This window comes from Carboxylicivirga sp. (genome assembly GCF_982718395.1).
In genome coordinates, this window is the sequence record NZ_CEXQWX010000008.1 from 13,215 (window position 1) to 40,105 (window position 26,891).

Genomic DNA, 26,891 nt, shown 5'->3' on the forward strand with positions numbered 1-26,891 from the left:
GTATTCTTTATAAAATAACTGTCTACTTAGCCAGCCATTTCTTGAATTTCGAAGCCTTTTCACTCGAGATAATAACTTCGCTATCAGTTGGTGGATTAAGTTCTAATTTGAGCTTGCTTTTTGAGTATAGGTGCGCTTCGACAATGGAAATGATATTGACGATAAATTTTCGATTCGCTCTAAAGAACTGTCGAGGATTTAATTCTTCATTGAGTTGCTCCAATGTTAGATTGATGTCATAAAGTCGACCATCATGCGTACTGATAAATACGCCACGGTTCTCTGCAAAGATATAAGCCACATCATCTACCTGCACTGTTTTTAATTTACCCCGATAGTGCACCAGAAAACGCTCGCGATACTCAGGTTGAGCCTGCTGTTGGGCAATCATTTTCCCAAGTAAGTTATAATCAATTGGAGTGCTGGTATTTTGCTGACTTTGCCTGAACTTGTCAATTGCATGTTCGAGTTTGTCCAACCCGATAGGTTTAAGTAAATAGCCGATGCTGTTGTGCTCAAAGGCTTGAATAGCATATTGATCGTAGGCTGTAGTAAAAATGATTGGCGTTTCAATGTGCATCTTTTCAAACAACAGAAAACTGTTACCATCTGCCAGATGGATATCCAGAAAAATTAACTCAACCTGATTTTGAGACAAAAATGAAGCGGTTGTTTCCACCGAATCAAGTATCTGAACGATGTTAAAATCAGGTGCGACATTTTCCAACATGGCCTTCAGTTTACGTGCCGAAGGCATCTCATCTTCTACTATCAGGACATTAATCATCGGCTGGTTTAATTAATGGTATTTGTGAAACGTATTTATCATCTTCAATTCTGAATTGTGGCAAATCACAATTTAGCAAATTAAATTTATCAATCAGATTCTGCTGACCTGTTTGGGTTGATTCAACCTTACTTGTTCTGGTTTGAAGATTGTTACTGATGATAATTTCATTTTCCGTTGAAGAAATATCTATGGTTAACGGTGTTTGCCTGGAAAGAATGTTGTGTTTAAAGATGTTTTCAATGATCACCTGAAAAGTTAGTGGAGGAATCAAACACTTGCATTTTGATTGTTCCACATTTACTTCAAAATTAAATCCATCTTCAAAACGAAATTTGTATAAATTAAGGTAGGTCGATATAAAGTCGAGCTCTTCCTTTACCGTCACTAAATCACGCTGATTAATTGATAGCACATAGCGATAGATGGCAGCAAAGTCCTGTATAAATTTATCCGCTTTCTCAGTGCTTTCATAAATCAGTGATGACAGCACGCTTAAATTATTAAACAGGAAATGATGATCAAGTTGTTCTTTTAAAGCACTGTACTTGGAATTGATCTGGTCCTTTTCAAAGTTAGCCAGCTTAATCTCCAGGTTTGTTCGCTCCTCTGTTGCAACAATCATCTCCACGACCACCATTAACAGGGCACTGATCATTAATGGCATAATGAATATCATAAGCTTCAATTTATCATCGTGCTCATGTTCAGGAATCCATCCCAGGTTAAGAGCAAGGTTGATAACAGCTATGATGATGACAGGGAAGGTAATAGCAATGCCAAAATCGATAAGTGATCGGACAAACCAATTTCGTTTCCAAGGATAGGACTTGTTTAATTTGCGAATAATGTAGTTGTAGAAGAATACTACAATCAAGGCTTCAATAAAGCCGATCAGCATCCGCTCATAAGGAATAGAAGCGATTTCGTCTAATGTTCGAAACTGAAAGATAACGGTCAACACAATGGCCGTAAAGATGATGCCCATTAATATAAAGGGCGTCAGCAGTAGTTTCAATCGGTTGCTTCTAAAAAATGCTCTATCCATAGGACCTTATTGAATTAGTTGACCGGTTAGCTGAAGAAGATAAAACTCCGCTAACTTGGCATTATATTGGGCATCATTAAACTGCGCAGCGACATTTAACAGGTTTTGTTGTGCTGTTCTGAATTCAATGGAAGTGACTCTACCCAATTGAAACATTTCTTTTGTCTGCTCGAAATTTAATTTAGCCTGTTCCAGACTACTTTCCTGCAAGTCAACGATTCTTCGTTTGTACACATAGTCAGTATAGGCGTTGGAAGCGTCACGTTCAACTTCTGATTTAACCTGGTTGGTTCTTTCTTGCTGACTAATCAGATCTAATTTCGCATTTTTTTCCCTGGTACGTTGCTGACTGCCATTGAACACGTTGAACTTAAGCGATAGCCCAGCTGTGGTGCCAGTGTTTTGGTTAAACAACAATTGGCCGGCATCGTTTTCCTGTCTGCTATAGCCATATTGACCATAGGCCGAAAGAGTAGGATATTTACCTGCCTGGCTAATTTTCACATCTAATCCGCTGATTTGCTCCTGTTGTTGCTGAACAGACAAACGGGCATTGTTCATTAAAGCTTCAGTAATTACTTGATCTGCCACAAAATCTTCACGGTAAGAGATTGTATTATCCACTTTGTAAGTATTCTGGATCGGTACTCCTAAAACCAGATTTAAATCTTTCAAACTTTGAATAAACGCTTGCTCGGTTTGTAAAACTGTGGTGCTGTCATTATTCATATCCACTTCAGCATTGAGCACATCCAGTTGGTTAGCCTGTCCGTATGCTTTTTGATCTTTAGCTTTTAACCAGCGCTCACGGGAAATACTCATGGATTCTTTTGCCAGGTTAAGATTTTGCTGAGTTCGACATACCTGATAAAACATATCAGCCACCTGTACCATGGTTGCTTCGGTTTGTTGGCGCAAAACTGTTTCCTGCAACTGATCACTGCTTTGAAGTTTTTTGTAGGTGTAGACGTTACCAAATCCATCAAATAGAGTATAATCTACTCTGGCATTGGCATTGTAACTGATGGATTGTGCGTTGTCTTGCTCAATTATTGCTGTTGTAGCATTTCCATCCTGATCTTGTGCTAAAAGCTCCATCTTTGTATCATTGTTGGAGTATTCGCCACCACCACTTACACTAACGGAGGGTAACAACCCTGCATTACCTGCTGAATTGCTGTTTTTGGCTTTTTCGCGTTCAGCACTGGCAATTTTGATATCATAGTTATTGACCAATGCGATTTCAACAGCCTTTTGCAATGTTAGTGGTTCTTTTGCATCGGGGCTGACCTGAGAAAACATTTGCAAGGGTACAACAAACAATAATAGCAGTGATATATATTTAGTTCTCATATTCTTCAATGTATTTCATTTCTTTAATTGCTGGTTCAATCTCTTCACGGCTTACCTTGCGACCTCTGATCTGTTGATATTTGACTTTACTTCCGTTAGCGATTAACAGCATTACCGGTAATAGGATAAGTGTTGTTGTCGTTGCCATAGCCATACCATAACTTACTGAGATTGCCATAGGAATTAAGAAGCGAGCCTGTAGGCTGGTTTCCAAAAGCATTGGTGCCATTCCGGCAATAGTGGTTAAAGTTGTTAAGATAATTGGTCGGAAACGTGAAACAGCAGCTTCTAATAATGCTTTCTCATATTTCATACCTTCCTTAAGGTTGATGTTAAGGGCATTGATTAATACAAGCGAGTCATTGATCATCACACCTATTAGTGCGATAACCCCCATGCCCGACATTAAACTTAAAGACATACCATGTATCCAGTGACCGATGATGACACCAACTAAACTTAATGGAATCATCATATAAACCAGAATGGATTGAGTAACCGATCGTAGTGTTAATATGACCACACAGAACATCAGTAACAGGATGATTGGCATTACTCTTTGCATTGAGGTTGCAACCTTCTGACTTTCTCTTTTTTGTCCATCGTAATTGGCTGTTACGCCTGGATATTTGGCATAAATCGGTTGTAATATCTCTTCTTCAATTTTCTTGATGATATCGGGAAGGGATGAATTTGGATCGGATTGATTGGCTTCAATCTGTACCTCACGATCAAAATCAAGGTGTTGGATATTGGCAAATCCATTAACTGTTTTTAAGGTAACCAACTCCGATAATGGGTAAGCTGTGCCGTTGCCCAACCGGATTTTCATATTTTCCAACTGACCAACAGTGCGCCGGTTGTCTTCACTGTATTTTACCCAAACTTTTACTTCATCTTTCCCACGTTGTAGGCGTTGCGCTTCATTTCCCCAGAAGGCTTCACGTACTTGTCCGATGACATCCTGAAGTGAAACGCCCAAATGATGTGCCTTCTCTTTGAGTTTGATCTCAACTTCCCGGTTACCAATTGGTGTGTTATCTGATACATCGGTTACTTCCGGCATTGCGTTTAAACCTCTTTTCAGATCTTCTTTGGCAGCACGTAATGTTTCATTATCATCACCCAGCAAAGAAATAACCAGAGCTTTACCAAACGGATTAAACCCTTCGAAAAGTAAAGCCTCGGCTCCAGGAATGTCACCTACTTTTTCGCGTAAGCGGACAATTACATCGTCCGTGCTGGAGCTACGGGATTCACCATCCAGTAAAGTAATCTCCACAGTGGCCTTGCTACCACTACCTTTAAATTGCTGGAAGGTTTGTTTAATGATGCCCTTATTGTCAGGTTGAAGAGGACGCATATCTTCGTTCACCTCCCAAATAGCATTATTAATCTTATCTATCTGCAACTGAGTAACTGATTCATCGGTACCAGAGGGCATTGTCAAACTGACAATAATATTGTCACCATCCACCTGTGGAAAGAAAGTTACATTCACATAGCGTGCAGAAACCATTCCGATTGAGATGATGAAAGCGGCTGTGAAAATGGCAAAAGTGATGGTTTTGTATTGGATAGCTTTTTCAACAATTGGCTTATAGGTAATATCACGCAACTTTAACAGACCACGTTCAGCCCATCCCATGTATTGTACCCATCTGCTTTTGTAGCCCGATTTTAAAGCCTTGGAGTGTGCCACGTGAGCCGGTAGTACAATCAATCCTTCAATCAGTGATACAAAAAGGATGGCAATTACCACGATTGATATTTCCTTAAACATATCGCCCATTCGTCCATCCAGGAAGATAAAGGCTGAAAAAGCCATCATGGTTGTTAAAATACCAGAGAGAACAGCAGGTGTTACTTCCAGCGTTCCATCTACTGCTGCCTTAATTGGAGTTTTTCCCATCTGCCAATGTCGGTATATATTCTCAGCGACGACAATAGCATCATCCACCAAAATACCAAGTACTAATATCAATCCAAATAAGGATAGCATGTTTATAGTAACTGCAGTACCGGAAATAATAATGAACATTCCCAGCATAGAGAAAGGAATACCCACAGCTACCCAAAAAGCAATTCGTGGGTTTAGAAACAATGACAGAAAGACAAGTACCAGAATGATCCCAATCATTCCATTCTTCCCTAAAAGATCAATACGTTGGTTTAGTAAGTCACTTTGGTCACGAATTACAGTGGCTGTCAGTAAGTCCTGACTTTCATTAAATTCTTCAATATATTCTTTTACCGCATCTGTGGCGGTCATAATATCTTCAGAGAAAGTATTCTGAATGGTAATTACCACTCCCGGGCTATTGTTGAAGTAAACTTCTGATGGCGCATCAGTCCATTGATCTTTAATGACCGCAACATCTTTCAAACGGATGATACCACCATTGGGGCTGTTACGGATAACTATATCTTCTAATCCCTGACTTTCGTACTCACGATTACGTACCCGGATAAAGAGTTCTTCTTCGCCATCTTTTATGCTACCGCCTGTCACCAAAAGGTTGGTGCTGGCAACAGCTCTGGCAACTTCGCTGAAAGTAAGATTATATGACTCGAGTGCATCCTCTTTCAATAATATGGCAATTTCCTCATCAGGATAACCTCCGATTGTAATCTTAGAGATACCTTCCTTACGCAATAGGTCATGCTCCATATCACGCGCAGTGGCTTTTAGTTGCTTTAAAGTAACCGACTGGCCTTTATTAGCCGTCACCACATAGTTAATTGAAAAGTTAACATCGTCGTGTTTATACGTAACCACCGACTCAATACCAACTGGAAATGAAGCGATACGTTCCACTTCATTCTTTACCTTTATCAGTGCTTCATCCATATCGGTACCTTTTAACATTTCGATGGTAACGGTACCACTGTTTTCCCGCGAAACCGAAGTAATACGTTCCATGCCTTCGAGGCCTTTTACATTTTCTTCAATTTTCAGGATGGCGCCTTCTTCAATCTCTTCTGGTGATGCCCCCGGATAAACGATGTCTACATAGATAAATCGCTGGGGAATATTAGGGAAGAAGTTTTTTTGGATGCCTAGTAAAGAGAAAGCTCCAAATAGCAGAACCATGATCATGATCAGGTTCACTGCCACCGGAAATTTCATAAAATAGGCTATAAGGTTTTTCATTTTTATTAGTCTTTAGATAGGAGTGAGTAGACAGTGGTTAGTGATGAATGCTTAATTCTTAACATGGAAAAAACAGACACTTAATCATTAACCTTTTATCATTAATCACTAAATAATTATTTACTAATACGCACTGGCATGCCATCATAGGCACTTTTAACAACCGTTGATAAAACCGGCGTTCCTTCAGGCAATCCTTTTATAATGGCGTAATCTTTTTGTTGGGTGACGACCTGAACTTCAATATTTTTTAGAGCATTGTTTTCGACGATAAAAATTTGATTTTCATCATCCACCATTTTACGAGGTACCTTCATGGAATTTTCAAATGGTTTTTGCTCGATCTCAGCATTCAGATACATGCCTTCTTTTAAATCAGATCCTCTGGTACGGATAAATACTCTTACACTTTGCGATTGTTCATCAATATCACCACTAATGCGAACCACTTTTCCTGTCCATTCTCCTTTAATTTCAGATGAGGTTAATTGGGCTTCAGTTCCGATCTTAATCTGCTCCATATTTGATAGAGGAATTGTAATTTCCAGATCATATTGCTCAGTGCTGATCATTGTTCCCATTGTGGTGCCCGGTCGAACTGCTGTTCCCGCTTCGGCGCTAACGCTGGTGACAACACCGGTAAATGGAGCTTTAACAATGTACTTGACCAGTTTTTCTTCGCCGGATTTAACCGAGTAGTATTTACTTAGTATGCCTTTCCCAGAAAGAAAAAACTGTTCCTGTTCGCTCTGCGCATCCGGCATAGCCGTTAGTTGCTGATCAACACGAATGGATGAAACATATTCCTTCCAAACCGGATAAGACTCTGGGTAATCGGTTTTTAAATCGGGCAGGATTGAGGTAACCAGTGTGATAAGTTCACTTTTTTGTGCCAGAAGACTCATATAAAATTCCTGGTGATCAATCTCCAACATGGTTTCTCCCTTACGGTAACTTTTACCTTCTTTAAAATGGCGAGCCGACTGTAAAAGTTGTCCGTCAACCTGAGCAACTATTTCGAAACGGTCTACAGCCCTTAGTTTTCCCGTTCCATTATAATGATGTACGATGGTTTCCAGTTTTGGATAAATGACATTAACCAGTAACCCTTTCTTTTCGTTTTCAACAGTTGGTTCTTCTGCTTTAAGAGCTTTGATGCCTCTCACAAATATTACGGCAACAATAATGATTAGAATCGCAATTGCCAGCGATACTCCTTTTTTCTTCATCATATCGGATAATTATTTAGCATTAAAATAAAATGCGACTGTAAAATTCATATATAATGATGAGATATTAAAGAAGACGTAAACGAAAGCGGAAAAAAAACGGATGAAGCGAGGAAATATGGTCCATACCAGTGAAAAGACTTGGAACAGTTTTTGATTAGCGTAACTTTGTGTTACCCTCGAAGGTATAATGCTAACCATTAAATATACATCTATGAGACAGGCTCTGCTGATATCGTTATTATTTTTCTTCACCACTATTAGTTCATTTGCTCAAATTGATAAGGACGATCCTTTCAAAAAGATGGACGAGAAATACCAGGCTCAACTGGACAAGATGAACCAGAATTATGAAGCCCGTTTAAAGAAAATGCAGGAGGAATATGATGCGCGATTGAAGAAAATGAACATCGCTTTTAAGCGCTATCTGAAAAAAGGATTTACAGAGGTAGAACAACAGGAAAGTACTGTGAAGCCAGTTGAAGTTCCCAAGCCTATTAAGCAACCCGAATACAAACCAAAGAATGTTGAGGTTAAGCCTGTTGATCGCTTAGAGCCGGTTCCTGCACCACCACCGGTTAAACCTGATGTGGTGATTGCTGATGCAGCAGCCTATTCCATAGCGCCAATTTACCGGATGCCCGAAGGTGCTACAGCCTATGAGGCACCAATAAGCATTGATTTTTTTGGAAGCAAAGCACATTTAACCATTGATAAGCGGATGAATAATCTGGCATTAACTTCGGTTAAACCGGCATCGTTCGCAGCTTATTGGGATGATTTTTCGTCATTGTATTACCAGCTATATATTGATGCACTTGTAAATTATGCCGAAGATAAAAACCTGAATGACTGGGGCATTTACCAGTTGGTTGATAAAACCGCTAAACAGTTGTACACATCAAATAATAACCGGGTTATATGGACATGGGCCATGATGAATCAGGCGGGTTATCAGGCCAAAATTGGTTATTCAGGAAGTTCAGTATACTTGTTGTTACCATTTATGCAGGAGGTTTATGAGAAGCCATATTATAGCATTGACGGTAGTAACTTTTACCTGATAAGCGGTAAAAAAGGCATCCGTAATATGATGACTTATACCAAAGACTTTGGTGGAGCCACGAAAAAAGTTGATCTGCATCTGCCATTCGCTTTAAATTATACCGATCCCTCCAATACGGTTGTTCGCAAAACCACATTACCAAATGAAAGTAAGGCATTGGAGCTGCACATGGATAAAACAGTTATGGCATTTTTAGCCAGTTATCCGCAAACGGTGAATACGGTTTATTTGAATGCTGCCATGTCATCATCGTTAAAAGAGACATTATATGAATATTTGACACCTCGACTGGAAGGAAAAACAGAAACTCAGGCTGTCACTTATTTACTGGATTATCTGCATAATTCGTTTGAATATAAAACTGACCGTGATCAGTTCAATAAGGAAAAGATGTTTTTCCCCGATGAGATTTTTTATTATCCCTATTCTGATTGTGAAGATCGTGTTGTATTGTTCACACGTTTGGTCAATGAATTATTGGGCTTGGATGCAGTGGCATTAACCTACTTTAGCCATATGGCAGCAGCGGTGGCTTTTGCTGAACCTGTTGAAGGATATTCCATTTTAGTGGATGGAAGAAGATACACCATCACTGATCCAACTTATATCAATGCACCTATAGGTTCGGTTATGCCGGAATATGAGAAATACACACCATTAGCGATTAAAATTAATAATGATAGCCGATTAAATAATATCTGGCAGATGATTGCCCGCTCTTTAGAACAAGGTAATGAAGGCAACATCTTTATTGCAGATCGTACAACAGGCGAAAATGGTAAGTTTATTGCTTCGGGATGGTTTACAGATGAAATAAACATAGGTAATCGTGATTATGTGGCTTATGGAGGTACACGCGATCTGTGGTTTGCTACCTTCGATCAGGGCGGATCAATGGAGTGGTTTGTGCCTGTAAGTTGTAGCGACAATAGCTTTACTCAGGCCTTTAATGTGGGTAAGAAAGGTAATGTTTATGCTTTGATAAATTACACAGGTGCTGTTAATATTAATCAGCGTGTGTTGGCTCGAAGCGAATACCCTGCTCATTTGGTACTGGGATTATCTAACCGGGCACAACCCATCATCAGTGAAAACCTCACCTTTGAAGCACCGGAAGGGAAGAAGCTGGCTTTTTATGGAAAGTATAAATCCGATGGTACAAAGATCGATTTACTGTCATTTCCAACCGACAAAGTCAATTTTGAACCTAAGATTACCGTCGATTCAAGGAATGAGGTGGTTGTTCGAGGTGTTGTTGGTGAGATTGAAGGACTGACCAAAGAGGTGCCGATTATGCTGTCAACAGCTACTTTTAGCGCTGAGGATCAGATTGAATCATATATGAAAGGTTATGGGCAACAAGAGATGAACCGTCATATGGTGGCCTTGTTTTCAACCTTGAGACTATTATCGCAAAATGGTGGTCGTATATCAGGTATTACGGTGCGTAACCTGATGAATAAAAACAATCCTGACTTTTATAAAAACAATCCGGATGTATATAAGAGCTTGTTGAGCATGCAGTTTGTGATTAACGATGCAGGTGTGGTTAAAGTTGAAACCTATAAGGGGCGCAATGTGTCCTTGTTTTCGATGAAGATTAAGAACAACAGTAATCTGCAAATTACCCGACCGGATGAGAATACTTTTGAAATAAAATGCCTGAATGGCGTGCAAGTAGGTAAGGCCATTATATGGTACGATTTAAATGCCATTAAGCTGGAAGCTAACGGAACCATGGAGTTTAATTACGATACGGATCAGACCAGACGCAGTTTAAGTATAGATGAGGTGATCAACTGATAAAGAGTTTTTTAATAGGACTCGCTCGTCGTTCAACTAATGTACATTAAATTAATTTAGTTGGGCGACGAGTTTTACTATATCCGGATGGATTAAAATCTGCGGGAATAGGGGTAATCAAGAGGAAACAGAAAATCTTTATAAACCGTAGGTTCCTGATGCAGTTTAAAGGATTTGTCGTTTAACCCAACTAATGTATCTCGATTTTCTAAAATCAAACCATTGCTGGCGATATTCACCTGAGTTATCAATCACCCATTTAAAATTCCGAAATGGTTTAGGCTTATTGAGCGCTTTAACGAGTCTCTCTTTAAGTTGAAGATCATCAATATAATCCACAAAATCGACCATCAGGTTAAAAGAGCGATGTGAGTCCATTCCCTCAAATTCGATATAATCTTCATAGTTGTTTTCAATTTCCTGAATATCTTCCTGCCAGGGTTCTTCGTCGGCGACATCCCACGAGTCAAAGTTCAGGATTGTTTTGATTGCTCCGCTTTTAATGTTGAAATAACAATTCATACCACACTCAAGCTCTTCAGCAATCTTTATTATTTGTTCTTCAGTGGGTTTCATTTTATAATTGATTTGTCAAGTAACAATTTAGTTAATTTAAATAGTTATCTGCAAGTGTTCTAGAATTTTACTCTTATTGATCATTTATATGTAGGGACATTTACCTACAACCAACAATTGGGATCTTTCATATTTATTTTTCCATATTTGGCATATGTCAAACATTTAAGCCCTCCATTGCAGCTTTTTTTATAGTGGCAAATTTTACAAGACACATCAATGTTCTCATCATTTCGAAGCGCTAAAAGGTGTTCACTTTTGTTATAGACTTCTATAAGGTTATCGGATTTTATATTTCCGATAACGATGGGCAGCCTGCGACATGGTAATAGATCTCCGTTAGGCAAAATGGCCAATAATGATTTTCCTGCTGAGCAACTGTAGGGCTTTCCACCTGATATTAGAAATTGCAATGCGCGATTTGAGGATATATTAAGTTTCGAAAAAGGCCTTCGGTTATTTTTGTGTTGTTCATTTAGAATTATCTGAAAAAAATCTCTACACTGATTTGTTGTTAATTCTAAGATGTCTTCGTTATCTGAAGGCAGGTATCTATCAGTCCATACTTTAAATGCTTTGTACTTTCTTGCGAATTGCACAACATCAGGAAAGTATTTGTAGTTGGAAGCGTTGGCAGTGAAAGAAATCATCACTGGTATATCATATTTTCTATAAGTTTTTAGCGCCTGTATGACATCATTATAACTTCCCTCGCCCCTGATATTATCATTTGTAATTTTGTCTCCTTCCAAACTGATTTGGATGAATTTGGGAGATAGTTGTTTTAATTCAGTCAATTGTTCTTTGGGTAAGAGATAACCATTAGATAGTATTCCAAATGTGAATAGATTCTTTTCCTTTGCAATTTTTAATAAGGTCAGAAAGTCCTTGTACAGAAATGGTTCACCGCCGGTAAAGTTGATATGTGCTTTAAAGTGAGGGTGAATTTTACGACACGCCTGAATGAACTCACATATTTGATCTAAAAATTTGATCTGTTGCTCCAATGGTAAACCATTATCTTGATAACTATCCTGGTAACAATGTTTACATCGATAATTGCATTGGTCAGTCAAATGCCATTGAAACGTAATTTGCTTGGGTTTATATTCTTCCATTTGTGTTAACAATTAACTACCACAACCACCGCAGCCTCCTCCACAGCCTCCAGAGCATCCACCACCGCATCCAGAACTACAACCTCCGCCACATCCACCTGGGCTGGTCCCACCAAAATAACCTGTGCGACGGTTGGTAACTAGATAGGTTTGGGCAATTATACTTTCTAAACCAGTTCCAATAAAACTGTTAATGCCGAAGATACCAATGGCATATAATAGACTTTCGTTATTTAGAACAGTTTCTTTATCCTCAGATTTTAGCCACTCGAAGCGTTGTTTTGTTGAAACTATAAATCTCCTACCAAGAGGTGTCTGTTTAAAATTGAAAGGTTTAATGTATTGGATTAGCACAACAACTGAAATAATAAGGAGTATAATCAAAAGAATCGATGGCTTATCACGGTTGATTCCATAAAACAACTTAGTACCTCCAAAACCTAATAATAAAACTATTCCAAGAAAAAATGTTTGAAACCTTCTACTTATTGATTGTGAATCAGGAATAAGTTTCAGATCAAGTAACTTTTTACGATTTGGCGTAGTCAACTTTTTGAATGAGTTTAAGGAAGTACTTGATAGAAGTTGTGTATATTTCTTTGGCTGCCTTGTGAAATGATAAATTGATTTTTCAATCTCACTTAATCGAGAAGTGTTAAAATGTAATTGCCTTAGTATAACATAATGACCTTCCTTTGATATTTTAATAGCCTTTAGTCGCCATAAATTAAAAACTGCTGAAGAGATAACTCCCTTTAATCCGTTACTTAATAAAGCAATATCAATAGGGGATAGCTTTGTGGGTTCCGGAATTTCATATCCCTTTGATGAATCATTCTTTGCAAGTTTACCTATCAAATAAATAACCAGTGCAGAATACAAAGCGTAATAAAGCAAAAATAGAGGACCGGGTATACTTATTAGTTTTTCAATCATTTTTATTCAAGTTAGTTATTTCAATAAAGATTTAGATTTGTTGTGATAACTTCCGCTATTTAATTGCTTTATTATTAGTCGCACAAAAAGATTAATTCAAATGCGAGATTTTTTTATTCTATCAATTGAGGCAAAAAATAAATTGTAACCACGATTGTAACAGCCAATGCAATTACTAATAATGCTTTTATCAATCCCCTCTGATTATCCCTTTTAGCATTAGCTCTTATGGCTTCTAAGGTTTTAGCATCTACTTCTTTACTTTCCTTGAATTTTCTGGAGAAATCACTCTTAGGTTTTGATGATTTAAAGTGCTTATCATGCAACTCCGTCACCATCCTTCGATTCCGCTTTTGGGCATTCATGCCGTCTTTTACAAATCCTAGTCCGCCGGTCATAGGTTTTAGTTTTGGTTATAGGTGTTATTTCAAATCCCCAATGTAATTAAATGTTTTACTTTGTGATAAGTCAATGCGGCTTTGATACAAGCTTTCAGTTCCCAAACGGGGATTTCCTGATCTAACTCGAATACAATTGCCCTTTTCCCTTCGTATTGAAATTGGTGTTCAAATACCATTCGAAAAGTATTTACCAGTCTGCTGGTACATTGAAAATACATGGCATATTGCTTAGGAGCTTTCTTTTTCCAGTCCATTCGCAGAGTGCTTCCATTTTTAGTGATATAACTGGGCTCTCCCCATTTTAACGTTTCGGTTAACTCATCAATACCCTCTGTTTCTTCAGCTGTTTCTATCACTAACTCCCTCAAAAAATGCATTTTCTCACGAACACTATCGGGGTAATCAGCAAACACTTTACTCACTTCAGGATCTGATTTTATAACTAGTTTACCCATTGTTTTTATTCTTTTAATATTTCAGAATTAGCATATAGCTTGGTAATTGTATGTAATAATTAGTTTATCAATTGATAACAAGATCTTGGATAGTAAGTACGAATATTTTAATCTATTTTTAACTCTTGTTTAACTCTAAGTTGTTTTTGGCATCCTGGACATTTACCGCATGCAATATTTGAAACGTGACAAGAGTGCGCAAGTAAAAGAAGTTCAAACGGGACTTTGTAATTTATAACCAGTTCATGAGTGTGAAAAGGTATTGTTTGACATTTAACTTCTATATTCCCTTCTTGGAAAGCTGATAGTTGGTTGATCATATTGTAAAATTCCTTGGTGCCATCTTTATGAAAAGAATCATTTTTTACTAATGCTAAATGAATTTCATTAATCTGATCTTTAATCCCTTGCATTAACCCTAAAGTAATTATTAATTGATTTCTAAAAGGCCACCATTCGTTAGAAGGTGCAATTGTATGAGGATCTTGATTGATGAGTAAACCACTTCCTAAAGTTTTACAATCAATATCAATTTGCTTGTGTTCAATGCCTAAAATCTGACAAACCTTTTTCGATATATAGCTTTCTCTGTCTGCACTAGCTTGACCATAATTAATTGTGTATGCAATCTCAGGCTTTAAATGGTACGTTAGAGCTATCGAGTCCATACCACCTGATAATAATACAGCTCTTTTCATAGAGTCCAGATGGTATTATAAATTGCACTAGTAAGATCCTCAAACGATGTATAATTGGCCGCCTTTAACATTAGAAGGGAATCACTGTTTTCATTTTTATTATATCCAATAATTTTTTTGTTTTTAGCCATTGCATATCCTAATTCAATTAAAGTACCAGAATCAAGGCCATCAATTATTGCAAAGATGGCGTCAGCATTATCAATTCCTTCCAAATCTTTAATTGCGATATCTTTTTGATTGCCAATTCCAACATCATGATATGGTGAGAATACGTTAATACCCATATTTAGAAATACATCCCTAATTTTATCTATAAGTAATAGGTTTGAAAGAGTGAATATAGGACCTGCAAGATAAATAGTCTTGCTTGAAAGTGTTTCGGGATTTAAAAGTAAAGGTGATAATTTTTCTTTAGAATCAAATAGTTTGCACAATGATCCTGTATTGCAATATAACGCAGTTGTATACGAAGCGGTTATGAGACAGTCTTCAATTTTAGACTGTCTAACAAGCCAATAATAAGCAAATGTAGTTGTGAAAATATCTCCAGAACCTATTTTGAATACATTCTTTGTTTTATATATTGGAGCTGTCTTAATGAGCTTTTTATCCTTGTATAAGTTTGCTCCCAAAGGCCCATCTTTAATTACTAAAGCATAGACTTTTTCTTTGTCGAAGAAAAAGTTGATCATATTTTCCATATCATCTTCTCCAGAAATAGTTTTTGCTTCTGCTTTATTAATGATGTAAATAACCTGATTTGCTTTACATTTTTCCGAGAACTTTATTGGATTGAAAGAGTTTTGCGGATCGTATATTACTTTATTTGCTGTAGCACTAATATTTGCATCGAGCATGCCAAAAACAACAAGATTATCTTCATTAATCTCAAGTTCTGGTTTTGTTTTAAAACTATATACTGAAGGATAAATTGATGGGTTTTCTAGCAGAAATCCATATTTAAACTCAACCAAAGAGTTAGTTTGCGTTATATCATATGAGAAGTTTGAAAATACACTTTCGTAGTTTTTTAAATGTCTTTTTACTGTATTGTTTCCTGCGGTTTTATATGTCACCTTAACTGAAGTATTTTCAAGTAAAAGTTGCGCTGCTCGTAATCCAGAGCCAAATATTTGATCGTGAAGGGGCTCTATGCTGTATTCTTTATAAGTGCCTCCTATTATTGTTATTTTATCCATTGCTTGTGTGATATATTTTTACTTTGCATGTATAATCATTTAACTGGATGATCTTAGCAGAATAGGTATTTCCTTGCGAGATACATTCTTTTAACTTTTCTGTATGCTCATGTATTACACTGCCTAAAACTTCTCCGTTATTGTTTTCAACAACCACGTTGTTTGAAAGGATATTGACAGACAATATATCACCAACATTATGGTGTGATAGAACCAAAAAGTCGGGAGAAGCAAGGTTGGTTGTAATAATACCTTTATCACATTCATAATCGCTGCTATATGTGGGTACGTAACCTCTGGAAGAACCGCTCATATTAATTGTTTTTAGAGTTAGTATTAATTGGTTTGATATCTGATGTATCTTCAAATAATGGAGAATTCTTTTTGTATGGGACACGACTAGATGGTACTAAAACAGATGCGGGGGCAACATGAGCATCTTGGTCGTCAAAAAATATATGGGCGTTAAAGGCCTTTAAAACCTTGTCTTTTGAGACACCTCCTAAGAAAAAAGCTTCATCTACATAAACTCCCCAATTTCGAAGTGTTTTAATTACCCTGATATTTGAAGGGTAATCTCTTGCTGTGACAATAGCTATTCTTATAAGGTTTCTATCTAACCCTCTCTGAATTTTAGATAATAGCTTAATGAATTTACCAAATGGCCCCTCCTTTAAGGGGATATTTTCATTTTTTGATTCATTCTCATGAAATTGCTTCAATCCATCTTTCTTATATATGTATTCAGATGCATCAGAAAATATAACAGCATCGGCATCAAAAGCAATTCTTAATACTTGATTATCTGGTTTAAAGTTGATTGGAGGAGAGTATATTAAAGCTGCTGCACATTTACCTGAATCAATAATGTCTTGTATATCTGAAGCTGACTTGGAAAGAAACAAATCAACATCAAATGCTTCAACGTAATTTGCTAGAGAAACACTTGACGTAAATGCAGATCTTGTTATTGGTAAGTTGTAATGTCTAATTGAATTTAGAATTCTTAACCCAGTATCAGGTGAATTCCTTGACATTATTACAACCTCAATTAGCTTCCTTTCCTTTTTGGTTTGGTTAAGCTTAAGTAAGGATTCGATGAGATGGTAAGCAGTTCCCTTTGCTAAAGGAATATCTTCATGCTCAACTTGATATTTCATATATTCATCAAGCCCTTGCTCTTCAAAGATTTTATTTTCTTTTTCCAGATCAAACAAGGCTCTTGAAGAGATGCCAATTACTAGGGTATTTTTTAAGTCAAATGGCATAGTACTTTGTTTATTCGCTCCCTAAGTTACCATAATATCTCACAAAAAAGCTGTTGATAAACAATAAGTTATCAACAGCTTATATGATTAACTCCCCTTTCCACACCCAAAGGGGAGGCTTTATGTTAGGCTTCCTGCGTTTCTTCCTCGCTTACCTTGCTTCCTTTCAGATCAACAATAATGCGGGCTGCCTTATAAGTTTTATAAACTTTAGGTTGTTGCATCTCAAGCATTACCATAAGTTTATCAATTTTATATTTCAGCAACTCGTCAGCCTTGGCAATCAACTCTTTTAGCTCGGCTGTTGCCTGCGAACGGGTAACGATTTCACCGCGAGGTGCTGCAATCAGTGCCACAAAATCATCAATTTCACTTTTGAAAGCTTCAAGCACAGGTTCATTTACACCATAGTCACCTATATTTTCAACAAGCGACACCCCCAATTCATATATATTTAAACATGCATTCTTCAGATCTTTATCTGTCATGCTTTTCAAGGTCGATGGTGTGACTTTTACCTTCGTTTGAAGGTTGGGCTGGTTCGTCGAAAAGGCATATGCATAAATTGCTGCTGCAATTTGGACACAAGCCTGTATCATTTCCGCTTCTTCTTTTGTTTTTAACTTACTATTAGCAGGAGAGTAGCTAAGTTGCACCTGGTGCATACGGTCAATTTGTTGCAGATTCGCATCAAACTCACTGATGCCTTGCGCCAATGCCGGTGGGCTGCTCAGTTTCGCCTGGTAGGTTTTAAATACATTATTGGTAGCCATAAACATTGCCACCTTGTTACTTTCTTTTGAATTCATTGGTTAGAATTTTGTTCAACATGTTTTAATCGGAGAGCCTTGTGTGTGAAGCTTTCGTCCGTATATAGGTTAATAGCAGATATTGTAAACCGTAACATCCCCAATTATGGTTTTTAATACATTTAGTGACGAACGATTACATTATTATGATGAACGAATAGAATTGTTTGATTAAAACCAATATTTAGATTAAACAATATTAAATAAATGTTAATATTTACGATCAAAATGAAGTGACACTATAGATATTTTAACAGACACATCCGATAAAGAAAGTGACACATGCGATTTGGCGACTGCCACATTCTATTTAGTAATCTCCACATGGCATTATTTAATCGTCACTTCCAATTATTTGACATTCACCTTGCGCTTAGGAACAGACACATGTAATTATGCGAATTACACATTCAATTTGGGGACTGACACATTCTATTTAGTAATCTCCACATGGCATTATTTAATCGTCACTTTCAATTATTTGACATTCACCTGTCGTTTAGGAATTGACACATGTAATTATGCTATTTACACATGAAGTTTATTGACTGGTACCATTAATTTAGCAAACGCCATTTATTAACTGACGATTGCTACATTTGACTTCTATCTAACTAAAACGCAATCCCCCTAATTCTTAAATAGTTATAAAAAACCACAAACCGTCCCCCTTCGCCAAGGGGGAAATCCATTAGTTTATTGAATAATGCGCTATTGCGCATAGGATACTTAGTTCGTTTCACTTACATATTCTCAATTGTTCCCTTTCGAGAAGCAACTGTTGTGGGCGATTAACTATCAGTTGCACCCAGAACTTTAAAAAACACGATGCATAATACCTGGCGGACATTCACTTAAACTTATAAACTCTCCAACACTAAACTCAGAACTCAAACCCTGAACCCAAAACTCAAAACCCCAGTCTTCCGTCCTCCGTCTTCAATCTTATTTCTTCTCCTTCCTAATCATCTTACCAACCTTCAATAAAATCTCTTTCGATGGGAGAGGCACACGGCCCAGCCCATCAGGACCAACATTCAGTAACAGATTACCTCCATTGCCATTAATCTCTTTTAGCTTGTTATATACTGTCTCAGGCGATTTCCAGTTATCATCATTCAGTTTATACCCCCACGATTTATTCATGGTATAACAGGCCTCCCATTCGTAGCTTACTTTTTGCTTCAGGTGCTCTTGCTCAGGTGTACCAAAATCCTTCTTAAAAATGCTGCGTTTGGCCACACGGTTGTTAACAATGATATCGGGCTTCAGGCTCCTGATATAGTTATACAGGTCGATGCCAATATCATTATTCCACCATTCCACCCAGTCGCCATCAAACCAAAGAATATCGGTATCGTAATTGGTAATAAGCTCTTTAATTTGGTTTTTCATGTATTCGACATAGGCATTTCGTTGACCGGCCTTCATTTGCACCTGCCCCCAGCGGTTCCATCCGTTATTCCCTGTGGCATTGCGTTGTTGGGTGCTATGGTGCCAGTCAATGATGCTGTAATACGTGCCGAATTTTATGCCATGCTTGCGACAAGCTTCGCTTAGCTCACCAATTATATCACGATTAAAAGGCGTGTTGGCCACATCAAAATCGGTGTATTCGCTATCCCATAAACAGAAACCTTCGTGATGTTTGGTGGTAATCACCAGGTATTTCATACCAGCTTGTTTGGCTAATGAGGCAATGGCATCGGCATTGAATTCTTTTGGATTAAATGAATGAGTCAGCATGGTGTAATCTTGTGCGGCGATATCTGCATTGGCCTGAATCCATTCGGCATAGCCGCCAATTGTATCATTTTTCCAAACACCACCCAACTGACTGTACAGTCCAAAGTGGATAAACATACCATACTTAGCTTCGGTAAACCAAGCCATTCGTTTGTTATAATCTTTATCTGATTCCTGACTGTAGTCGATTGATTGTGCTTTAGCAAAGAGTCCTGCCAGCACAAAGGTGATAGTAAAAAGAAATTTCATAGAAAGTAGTTTAATTACTGCAATATAGTCGTTTAGGATTAATGCCAATTGGCGATGAACATTGGTTCTATTTTCCGAACAGATATACGCCTATCGTTACGAACTTCTTACTCGTCTCTTTGTTAGATTAATACCCATTGTTCTATGATAGTCAGATAATTTCGTTTGCTTATTAACAAAGATGTTGCGTTGGTCAATACCTTCTGGAATTCCTGTAGGTATTTCATTAAATTGTATATACAGTATCACTTAATAACCGTTTACAATGAAAACAACAAATAAGCTATTAAAATGGCACACCCTTTTGTTATTCAGTCTTATCAGCGTGATGGTTACCTCTCAAACCCGCCGGGAGATAATGTTTTCCCTCGATACTTTGTATAAGTCGCATATGCGGCTTCAGAGCGATTACCGCAAGTTGCTCGACAAGTGGAAGCTTTATGATGCCTTTTATTTACATGTTAAGGCAAATGTGTTCGATAAGGAACTCATCAACGAGCCCATTGATAATGGTATCGAGATGTTTAACCAGTCGTGGGATGGGAAAGCATCGCTTATGGAATTACTGGAAGATTCGACCGTTTATTTGCTTGACTCTTTGAGCAGACTTTCAGAGAACAATCTGACGTTGACCGCACAAAATGAGACCTACCTGCGTTTGTTAACCGGTTCCTTAAAAGAGGAAGCATACCCTAACACCGAGAAGGAGCTAATAGGTACCTGGCAATTATACCTCAATCCGATGCAGGTTACCGGAGAAGTTCTCAAGTCAGGTCTCATCAGTCACAATCCTTTTACCCATGCCGATTCGTTACAGCAATATAATATTCATCAAATAGATGTGCTGCCCGATGAGTTGGCCAATATTCACTTTAAAGATGGGCGCAAGCAGAAGTGCTTTTATGAAGTGGAGAATTTCAGCGGTAAAAAACCCTATTCGATTCACTGTTCTAAAAAGGAAGAGTTTAAGATGACGATTCATGTTTCGCCAATGCCAACCGGTTTAGAAGTGTCGTATGAAATACCTTTAGATACCACGCAAGTGTTGTATTTTCATGGCGTAATGAAACCGTGATACACAGGAGAGCTGAGGATGTAAGCAGTCATTATGAAGCTTGCATCCTCTAAATAATTTAAAACTTATACCCTGCCTTTTGTATATCCTGTAAGTTGTTAATTGGTTTGGCTGGCTTTAGGTATTTGTTCATGTGCTTATAAATCTTTACCCTGATTTCCTTAGCAATTTTCGTATCCATCCGGTCAAATGAATGTCCTCCCGGCACATCCTGGTATATTTCATATTGAAATTGCTTATTATCCGCTTTGAGCGATTTAATCAGATGCTCCACTTCCAACACATGAACATCATTGTCGTTGGTATTGGTATGAATCAGTAATGGTGTGTTTTTAAACTTATGTGTATTCCATGCTGGTGAGCGACGACGATATTCTTCCACATTTTTGTGAGCCGACTGGCCAATATGGTAATCTACCTCGTAAAGTGCCCGATAATCATCTTCGTAATAACCCATGCGCGCCACCAAATCACTCACCGGAACACCGGCATAAGCTACAGCAAAGTCATTGGGATGATCAAAAATATTAAAGAGCGTGATCAATCCGCCATGACTCCAACCCATTATACCTACACGGTTTTTGTCGATAAAATGGTAGTTTTCGAGCATGTAGTTTTTGCTGGCGAATACATCTTCTACCTCCAGTCCGCCGTAGTCAATTTTTTGATAATGTCCTTTCCCGTAGCCGGTGCTACCACGATATTCGGCAGCCACCACCACATAGCCCTGACTAACCAATTCACTGACAATATGAGTGTAGTAAGTGGTGAAGTCGGCATGTACACCACCATGAGGCAGTACCATCAGCGGATATTTTTTATTGGTATCCAGGTTCTTCGGGAAAAACAGGTATGACCAGAATTTAACCGGGTTGCCGGCACCAAGTGCTGTAGGATTCTTTTCTTTCCATTTGGGAGGACCATACATATAGACTTTATCAACGTAGGCAATATCTTCCAGGCGCTGATGCCACATCAGGTCATCCACCATTTTCTCAAGACGATCGAGCCGGTGTCGCAGATTCTCATCATTGGATTTTAACAGTGATTCAATTTTATTGACCTGACCGACAGATGAAATGCTAATGTAAACCAGAGCAATAACTGATAGGATTAATTTTTTCATTACAATTGGATTTGTTAATTGAGCATTCTATGTAATATTCAAAACATATACCTATTTCGTTAATTCACCGCCTGAGGCATCTCCTTTTTGAAATAAGGTTGGCGTAACCCCAAATAAACTTTTAAAGCTCTTGGAGAAATATTTTGGGTCGTTAAACCCAACCTGATATGTAACCTCCGAAACGTTCAAATCACCTTGTTTAAGTAATTTGGCAGCTTGCTTCAAACGTATGGTGCGAATAAATTCACTGGTACTTTGTCCTGTTAGCTCACGTAACTTCATATGAAGAAGTGTTCTGCTCACATTCATTTTCTTAACGAGTTCGGATACATTAAAGCTCGCATCCGACATATTCTCTTCTACTGTTTGGATTGCCCGGTTAACAAACTGTTGATCGGTCGAAGTGGTGGCAATCTCCTCTACAAAATCCCATTGTTCCTTAAAACGAACTTTCAACAATTGCCTGCTGTTTAATAAGTTTTGGATTTGTGATACCAACAACTGCTTATCAAAAGGCTTCACGATATAAGCGTCAGCTCCTGTTTCCAGTCCTTCACGTTTTGAATCAACGTTATCCAAAGCTGTAAGCATAATAACAGGTATGTGGCTTGTAATAACATTCTTTCTGAGTTTGTCACAAAATGTAAAACCATCCATCTCAGGCATCATAACATCAGTAATAATGATGTCTGGCAATGATGATGAAGCTTTTTCCAATCCTTCAACACCATTTTCGGCTTCATCCACCCGGTAATGAATCTGCAGGATATTTGCTAAATGCGATCGTAAATCATTTTGGTCTTCAACCACCAGTACTTTAGGTTTATCACCACTTTCGGTTACAATTGGTTGTGCAATTTCAGTCGTGATATCTTCTGCAGAAAAATCAGTCACCTGGTTATTTTGATCTTCAATTAACTCATCAGCACTAAATTTGTCCTTATCAACGCACAGATCAATAGTGAATGTTGTTCCAGATGGTGTATTATCTTCCAGATCAATCGTACTGTGGTGCATCTCAATTAATTCTTTCACCAAAGAGAGCCCAACTCCCGTGCCAGCTCCCCCAATGTTCTGATTTTGTTCTGACTGATAAAAGCGATCAAAAATCTTCGGTTTATCCACATCAGGCACACCGGCACCAGTATCACTAACAATAATTTGCAGATGTTTTGCTTTTTGCGGTACCAATTCAATTGTCACTTTTCCACCAGATGGTGTGTATTTAAAGGCATTACTCAGTAAGTTGAAGATGATGGTTTCAAGTTTTTCAGAATCAAACCAGACCATAAGTGGTTTTGAATCAATCGAACTATCAAAATGGATGCGTTTCTGATCAGCAATCCCCTGGAACGATTCTGCAATACGCCTGATAAAGCTAGTTATATTACGCTGCCTGATGGATAAGTGCATATTACCCTGAGTGACTTTTCTAAAGTCCATCAATTGGTTAATTAAACGTAACAAGCGATCCGTATTGTTTTTCATCAACTTCAATTGACTTTTTGTTGCCGACGATAGGGTGGAGTCATGATCCAGCATCTCTTGTAAAGGACCAGCGATCAATGTTAACGGTGTCCTGAACTCATGCGAAATATTGGTGAAGAACCTGATTTTCATTTGATGCATCAGGCTTTCTTTTTCACGCTCTATTTTATCCCGCTTTAAACGCTCACGTTCTTTCACACGAATAACAATAAAACGTTGGGTCAAAAGCAGACCGGCTAATAACAATATGAGATAACCTAAATAAGCGTACCATGTTTTATAAACAGGTGGGCGAATGGTTATTTTTAGAACGGTTTCATCAGGATTCCACTCCCCATCATTATTTGACGCTTTTAATCTGAATATATATGTACCTGGTGACAGGTTAGAGTAAACAACAGAACGGTGATTGGCATCAACCAGGTTCCAATCGTCCTCAAGTCCTTCGAGTCGATACATGAAGTTGTTCTTTTCCTGTTCGAAAAATGATAGAGATGCAAACTCCAGTTGAATAACATTCTCATCATGTCGCAGGACAATATCTTTAGTTAGTGCAGTTGACTGCTTTAGAATGACTCGATTATTAATTTCCTTATTTGGTTTTACTTCTTGCCCTGCCAGACTGATTTTTCTTAATACCGGTTTTGCATTATGTGGGTTATGCTGTACACTATCCGGATAAAAAGCCCATAATCCGTCGCGTGTTGGCATAGTTACCATATTACCTTTAACTTCACCTATTTTGCCCGGTACAAAGTAATTGGAAGCAAATCCACCCGACATAAAATATGGAGTAATTACTCCTGATTCATGATTAAACCTGGCCATTCCCTGCAATGTTCCCAACCATACGATGTCTGATGATCCTTTGTATATCTGGCTAACAGCTGATGAGGGTAAGCCATCTTTTTCTTTAAAAACGAGGTTTGTGCCTTTTTCGATATTGATTATGTGCAACCCTTTGGCTGTTCCTACCCATAAATCACCATTTCCTGCTTCTGCAATTGATAACACCTGACGGTCGGCCAATGATATAGGTTTGGAATCTCTGTTAAAATGATGAAGTAAACTACCACCACTTGTTTCACCGTCTATAGAAAAACAGAATAATCCTTCAAATTCAGTTCCGACCCAAAGACGATTTTGCTTATCAATGTGGTGAGAAATAACTATTTCAGGAAGTGGAAATAAACGGCTGCCGTCCTTTTTCTCAAAAATAAAACGTTGTTGGGTATCATCATAAATATTGATGCCATTATTCGTAAACACCCAAACTTGTTCATCCCGTTCGATAATATCCAGCACGCGATTACCATTGATTTTATGCTTCAAGGGTTTGTACATGGTGTACTGTTTAAACGAAATCAGCTCGTTATCCTCCAGAATAAAGTGCATGAGGCCTTCATTCACCGTACCCACCCAGAAATGACCCTCGGCATCGATGTGAACAGCTGTAATGTTCTTCTTATACAGATTAGGGGTTTTGGTGGAGTCGGCAAGTAGTGCCTCATAACTGGCAAATCCTTTTTGATTTATTTGTAGTTGAAAGAGACCACTCTGGGTAGCTAACAGAAGTTCATCATGATTTAGTTGTGAAATGTCATTAATTCGATTGATTTCATTTTTGTCAAATTGTTGATTTCTATTGACCAGGTGAATAAAATTATCCTGGTTCTGCGATATTTGTATAACACCCCCGCCTAAAGTTCCTGCCCATAAATTTCCCTGATTGTCAGAGTAAATAACTTTAACCTTGTTTTTAAAAAGACTTTTGAGGGCGGTTCTTCTTTCTTTAAGCTGTTTAAATTTAAATGTTTCAGGAGTTTTTCCGTCGATTAACCGGTTTAATCCGCCATCATAAGTACCCGCCCACAAATTTCCATCCTTATCTTCACATAGGGCATACACATTATCATGACTGATGGTAGTTGTATCTTTTGCATTATGCAAGAATGTCGTGAACGAATTGTCCTGCTTATTATATAAATTAAGCCCGTGAGCCCAGGTGCCAAACCATAAGCGTCCTTTTCGATCTTCATAGATCGACATAATAGCCCGACTGCTGATTGATCCTCTTTTTCCATCAGCTAAATAATTGATAAATTGATCAGTTCCCGCGTCTAGACGGCTTAAGCCACCTTCAGTAGTTCCGGCCCAAAGAGTTCCATTTTGATCTTCTAAAACAGAATAAACATGTGGATAGGCCAAACTTTTTTGATCATCAGGATTGTGTAGATAGTGCGTTACGCTTTTAATGGGTTTCTGATTATCGGCACTTATCTTGATTCGATTTAGTCCGTTTTTAGTTCCAACCCAAAGGTTATTATCTTGTGATGAAGCAAAACAGAAAATATCCATTGAAGTCAGTTCAGTATTCTTTTGGGGTGTTAATTGAATAAACTGCTCTGTTTTTAAATCAAAAATACTTAGACCTCCACCGTCAGTTCCAATCCATAAGCGCTCGAAAGCATCCTCGTATAACGCTCTCACGACATTAGCACTAATTGTATTTGGATCATTAGCGTCGTGTCTGAAAACCTCAATTGAATAACCATCGTAACGATGAAGGCCTTCTTCCGATCCAAACCACATAAATCCATAAGAATCCTGGATAATACAATGAATGTTGTTATCGGCCAGACCATTATCTGTTGAGATGTTTTGGGTTATATAATCGGTCTGCTGTGCATTTGTAAAAACAACAGTCAAAGCAAGGACAAATAAAACAAGTGTATTCTTAGTTGAATGGAGCATATTAAGAGAACTTTATTGTCGGATAAAGATTTAACATTAGCGGGGGCTTAGTTGCAATAATGACAAAAATAGCACAATAATTAATTTTTGTGGGGTATAAGCGAAATCATTCAATCATTTCAGAATTGAAACTTGTATTTAATCGACATAAAAACTAGGCGGTGTGGTTTCAATTTGTAATTTAACAAACCTTAACAGCGGTAATTTGTAATAATTCAAAAAATATCCCCATTTTTGCATCAAGGATTTTTCATAAAATTGGATTTAGTTAGCTGATTTAAGGGTAAGGACAGATTAAAGAATCTGTCCTTTTTTGTTTTAACAACGTTTAACGATGATTGATATTTCTTCACTATTATAATCCTCATCTTTGTACTGTAGATTTTTTTTCATAGATTTTGGATTTAGTTAACGAACTGATTAAGGGTAAGGACAGGTTTTCGATCTGTCCTTTTTCTTTTTTATACGAGTTGATCAAAGCACATTTAACAAGGATTAACGATGATTGATATTTCTTCACTATTATAATCCTCATCTTTGTACTGTAGAT

At 37.8% G+C, this 26,891-nt stretch carries 20 protein-coding genes; 2 read left to right on the forward strand and 18 right to left on the reverse strand.

What is annotated here, in order from left to right; all coding sequences use genetic code 11:
- Positions 1–22: 22 nt before the first annotated feature.
- The 5 genes from AC4MRQ_RS03105 to AC4MRQ_RS03125 all read right to left on the reverse strand — a co-directional run bounded on the left by AC4MRQ_RS03105 (position 23) and on the right by AC4MRQ_RS03125 (position 7,574).
- On the reverse strand, positions 23–787 hold the full coding sequence (locus tag AC4MRQ_RS03105; protein ID WP_491196178.1) for a LytR/AlgR family response regulator transcription factor: 765 nt from the start codon (positions 785–787) through the stop codon (positions 23–25).
- Positions 780–1,835 (reverse strand): sensor histidine kinase, encoded by a 1,056-nt coding sequence (locus AC4MRQ_RS03110; protein ID WP_491196179.1) that lies wholly within the window; start codon positions 1,833–1,835, stop codon positions 780–782. Before AC4MRQ_RS03110 ends, AC4MRQ_RS03105 begins: the two co-directional genes overlap by 8 nt.
- Positions 1,836–1,841: 6 nt before the next feature.
- Positions 1,842–3,188 (reverse strand): TolC family protein, encoded by a 1,347-nt coding sequence (locus AC4MRQ_RS03115; RefSeq protein WP_491196180.1) that lies wholly within the window; start codon positions 3,186–3,188, stop codon positions 1,842–1,844.
- Complete coding sequence (locus AC4MRQ_RS03120; protein WP_491196181.1) at positions 3,178–6,342, reverse strand: efflux RND transporter permease subunit; 3,165 nt, start codon at positions 6,340–6,342, stop codon at positions 3,178–3,180. Before AC4MRQ_RS03120 ends, AC4MRQ_RS03115 begins: the two co-directional genes overlap by 11 nt.
- 116 nt (positions 6,343–6,458) lie before the next feature.
- On the reverse strand, positions 6,459–7,574 hold the full coding sequence (locus tag AC4MRQ_RS03125) for an efflux RND transporter periplasmic adaptor subunit (RefSeq protein WP_491196182.1): 1,116 nt from the start codon (positions 7,572–7,574) through the stop codon (positions 6,459–6,461).
- Positions 7,575–7,785: 211 nt separating this feature from the next.
- On the opposite strand from AC4MRQ_RS03125, the gene AC4MRQ_RS03130 reads away from it, so the two are divergent.
- The gene (locus AC4MRQ_RS03130) at positions 7,786–10,440 is read left to right on the forward strand and encodes a hypothetical protein (RefSeq protein WP_491196183.1); all 2,655 of its coding nucleotides are present in this window, start codon (positions 7,786–7,788) and stop codon (positions 10,438–10,440) included.
- Positions 10,441–10,605: 165 nt separating this feature from the next.
- On the opposite strand, the gene AC4MRQ_RS03135 is transcribed toward AC4MRQ_RS03130, so the two are convergent.
- The 11 genes from AC4MRQ_RS03135 to AC4MRQ_RS03185 all read right to left on the reverse strand — a co-directional run bounded on the left by AC4MRQ_RS03135 (position 10,606) and on the right by AC4MRQ_RS03185 (position 19,898).
- The gene (locus AC4MRQ_RS03135; protein ID WP_491196184.1) at positions 10,606–11,016 is read right to left on the reverse strand and encodes a UPF0158 family protein; all 411 of its coding nucleotides are present in this window, start codon (positions 11,014–11,016) and stop codon (positions 10,606–10,608) included.
- A gap of 104 nt (positions 11,017–11,120) precedes the next feature.
- Positions 11,121–12,134, reverse strand: coding sequence for a radical SAM protein (locus AC4MRQ_RS03140; RefSeq protein WP_491196185.1), 1,014 nt, complete (start codon positions 12,132–12,134; stop codon positions 11,121–11,123).
- A 12-nt stretch (positions 12,135–12,146) separates the two neighbouring features.
- Positions 12,147–13,070 carry a TIGR04222 domain-containing membrane protein gene (locus AC4MRQ_RS03145; protein ID WP_491196186.1) on the reverse strand — a complete coding sequence of 308 codons (924 nt, stop codon included), beginning with the start codon at positions 13,068–13,070 and terminating at the stop codon, positions 12,147–12,149.
- Between the two features lie 113 nt (positions 13,071–13,183).
- Positions 13,184–13,468 (reverse strand): hypothetical protein, encoded by a 285-nt coding sequence (locus tag AC4MRQ_RS03150; protein WP_491196187.1) that lies wholly within the window; start codon positions 13,466–13,468, stop codon positions 13,184–13,186.
- A gap of 29 nt (positions 13,469–13,497) precedes the next feature.
- On the reverse strand, positions 13,498–13,926 hold the full coding sequence (locus AC4MRQ_RS03155; protein ID WP_491196188.1) for a DUF1801 domain-containing protein: 429 nt from the start codon (positions 13,924–13,926) through the stop codon (positions 13,498–13,500).
- Positions 13,927–14,033: 107 nt separating this feature from the next.
- Positions 14,034–14,624 carry a 7-cyano-7-deazaguanine synthase gene (locus AC4MRQ_RS03160; protein ID WP_491196189.1) on the reverse strand — a complete coding sequence of 197 codons (591 nt, stop codon included), beginning with the start codon at positions 14,622–14,624 and terminating at the stop codon, positions 14,034–14,036.
- On the reverse strand, positions 14,621–15,826 hold the full coding sequence (locus AC4MRQ_RS03165; protein ID WP_491196190.1) for a nucleoside 2-deoxyribosyltransferase: 1,206 nt from the start codon (positions 15,824–15,826) through the stop codon (positions 14,621–14,623). Before AC4MRQ_RS03165 ends, AC4MRQ_RS03160 begins: the two co-directional genes overlap by 4 nt.
- Positions 15,819–16,139: a hypothetical protein gene (locus tag AC4MRQ_RS03170; protein ID WP_491196191.1), complete on the reverse strand. Its 321-nt coding sequence runs from the start codon at positions 16,137–16,139 to the stop codon at positions 15,819–15,821. The genes AC4MRQ_RS03165 and AC4MRQ_RS03170 overlap by 8 nt, the downstream gene beginning before the upstream one ends.
- 1 nt (position 16,140) lies before the next feature.
- Entirely contained in the window at positions 16,141–17,094 is a 954-nt protein-coding gene (locus AC4MRQ_RS03175) for a 5'-nucleotidase (protein WP_491196192.1), read from the reverse strand.
- A gap of 125 nt (positions 17,095–17,219) precedes the next feature.
- Positions 17,220–17,903 carry a hypothetical protein gene (locus tag AC4MRQ_RS03180; RefSeq protein WP_491196193.1) on the reverse strand — a complete coding sequence of 228 codons (684 nt, stop codon included), beginning with the start codon at positions 17,901–17,903 and terminating at the stop codon, positions 17,220–17,222.
- 945 nt (positions 17,904–18,848) lie between these two features.
- Positions 18,849–19,898: an alpha-L-fucosidase gene (locus tag AC4MRQ_RS03185; RefSeq protein WP_491196194.1), complete on the reverse strand. Its 1,050-nt coding sequence runs from the start codon at positions 19,896–19,898 to the stop codon at positions 18,849–18,851.
- A gap of 265 nt (positions 19,899–20,163) precedes the next feature.
- Here AC4MRQ_RS03185 and AC4MRQ_RS03190 point away from each other — a divergent pair, with 265 nt between their 5' ends.
- Positions 20,164–20,973: a hypothetical protein gene (locus tag AC4MRQ_RS03190; protein WP_491196195.1), complete on the forward strand. Its 810-nt coding sequence runs from the start codon at positions 20,164–20,166 to the stop codon at positions 20,971–20,973.
- Positions 20,974–21,031: 58 nt separating this feature from the next.
- Here the strand turns inward: AC4MRQ_RS03190 and AC4MRQ_RS03195 are convergent, their stop codons facing one another.
- Both AC4MRQ_RS03195 and AC4MRQ_RS03200 read right to left on the reverse strand, forming a co-directional pair.
- Positions 21,032–22,099: an alpha/beta hydrolase family protein gene (locus AC4MRQ_RS03195; protein WP_491196196.1), complete on the reverse strand. Its 1,068-nt coding sequence runs from the start codon at positions 22,097–22,099 to the stop codon at positions 21,032–21,034.
- A 51-nt stretch (positions 22,100–22,150) separates the two neighbouring features.
- The gene (locus AC4MRQ_RS03200; protein ID WP_491196197.1) at positions 22,151–26,341 is read right to left on the reverse strand and encodes a hybrid sensor histidine kinase/response regulator transcription factor; all 4,191 of its coding nucleotides are present in this window, start codon (positions 26,339–26,341) and stop codon (positions 22,151–22,153) included.
- Between the last annotated feature and the right edge of the window lie 550 nt (positions 26,342–26,891).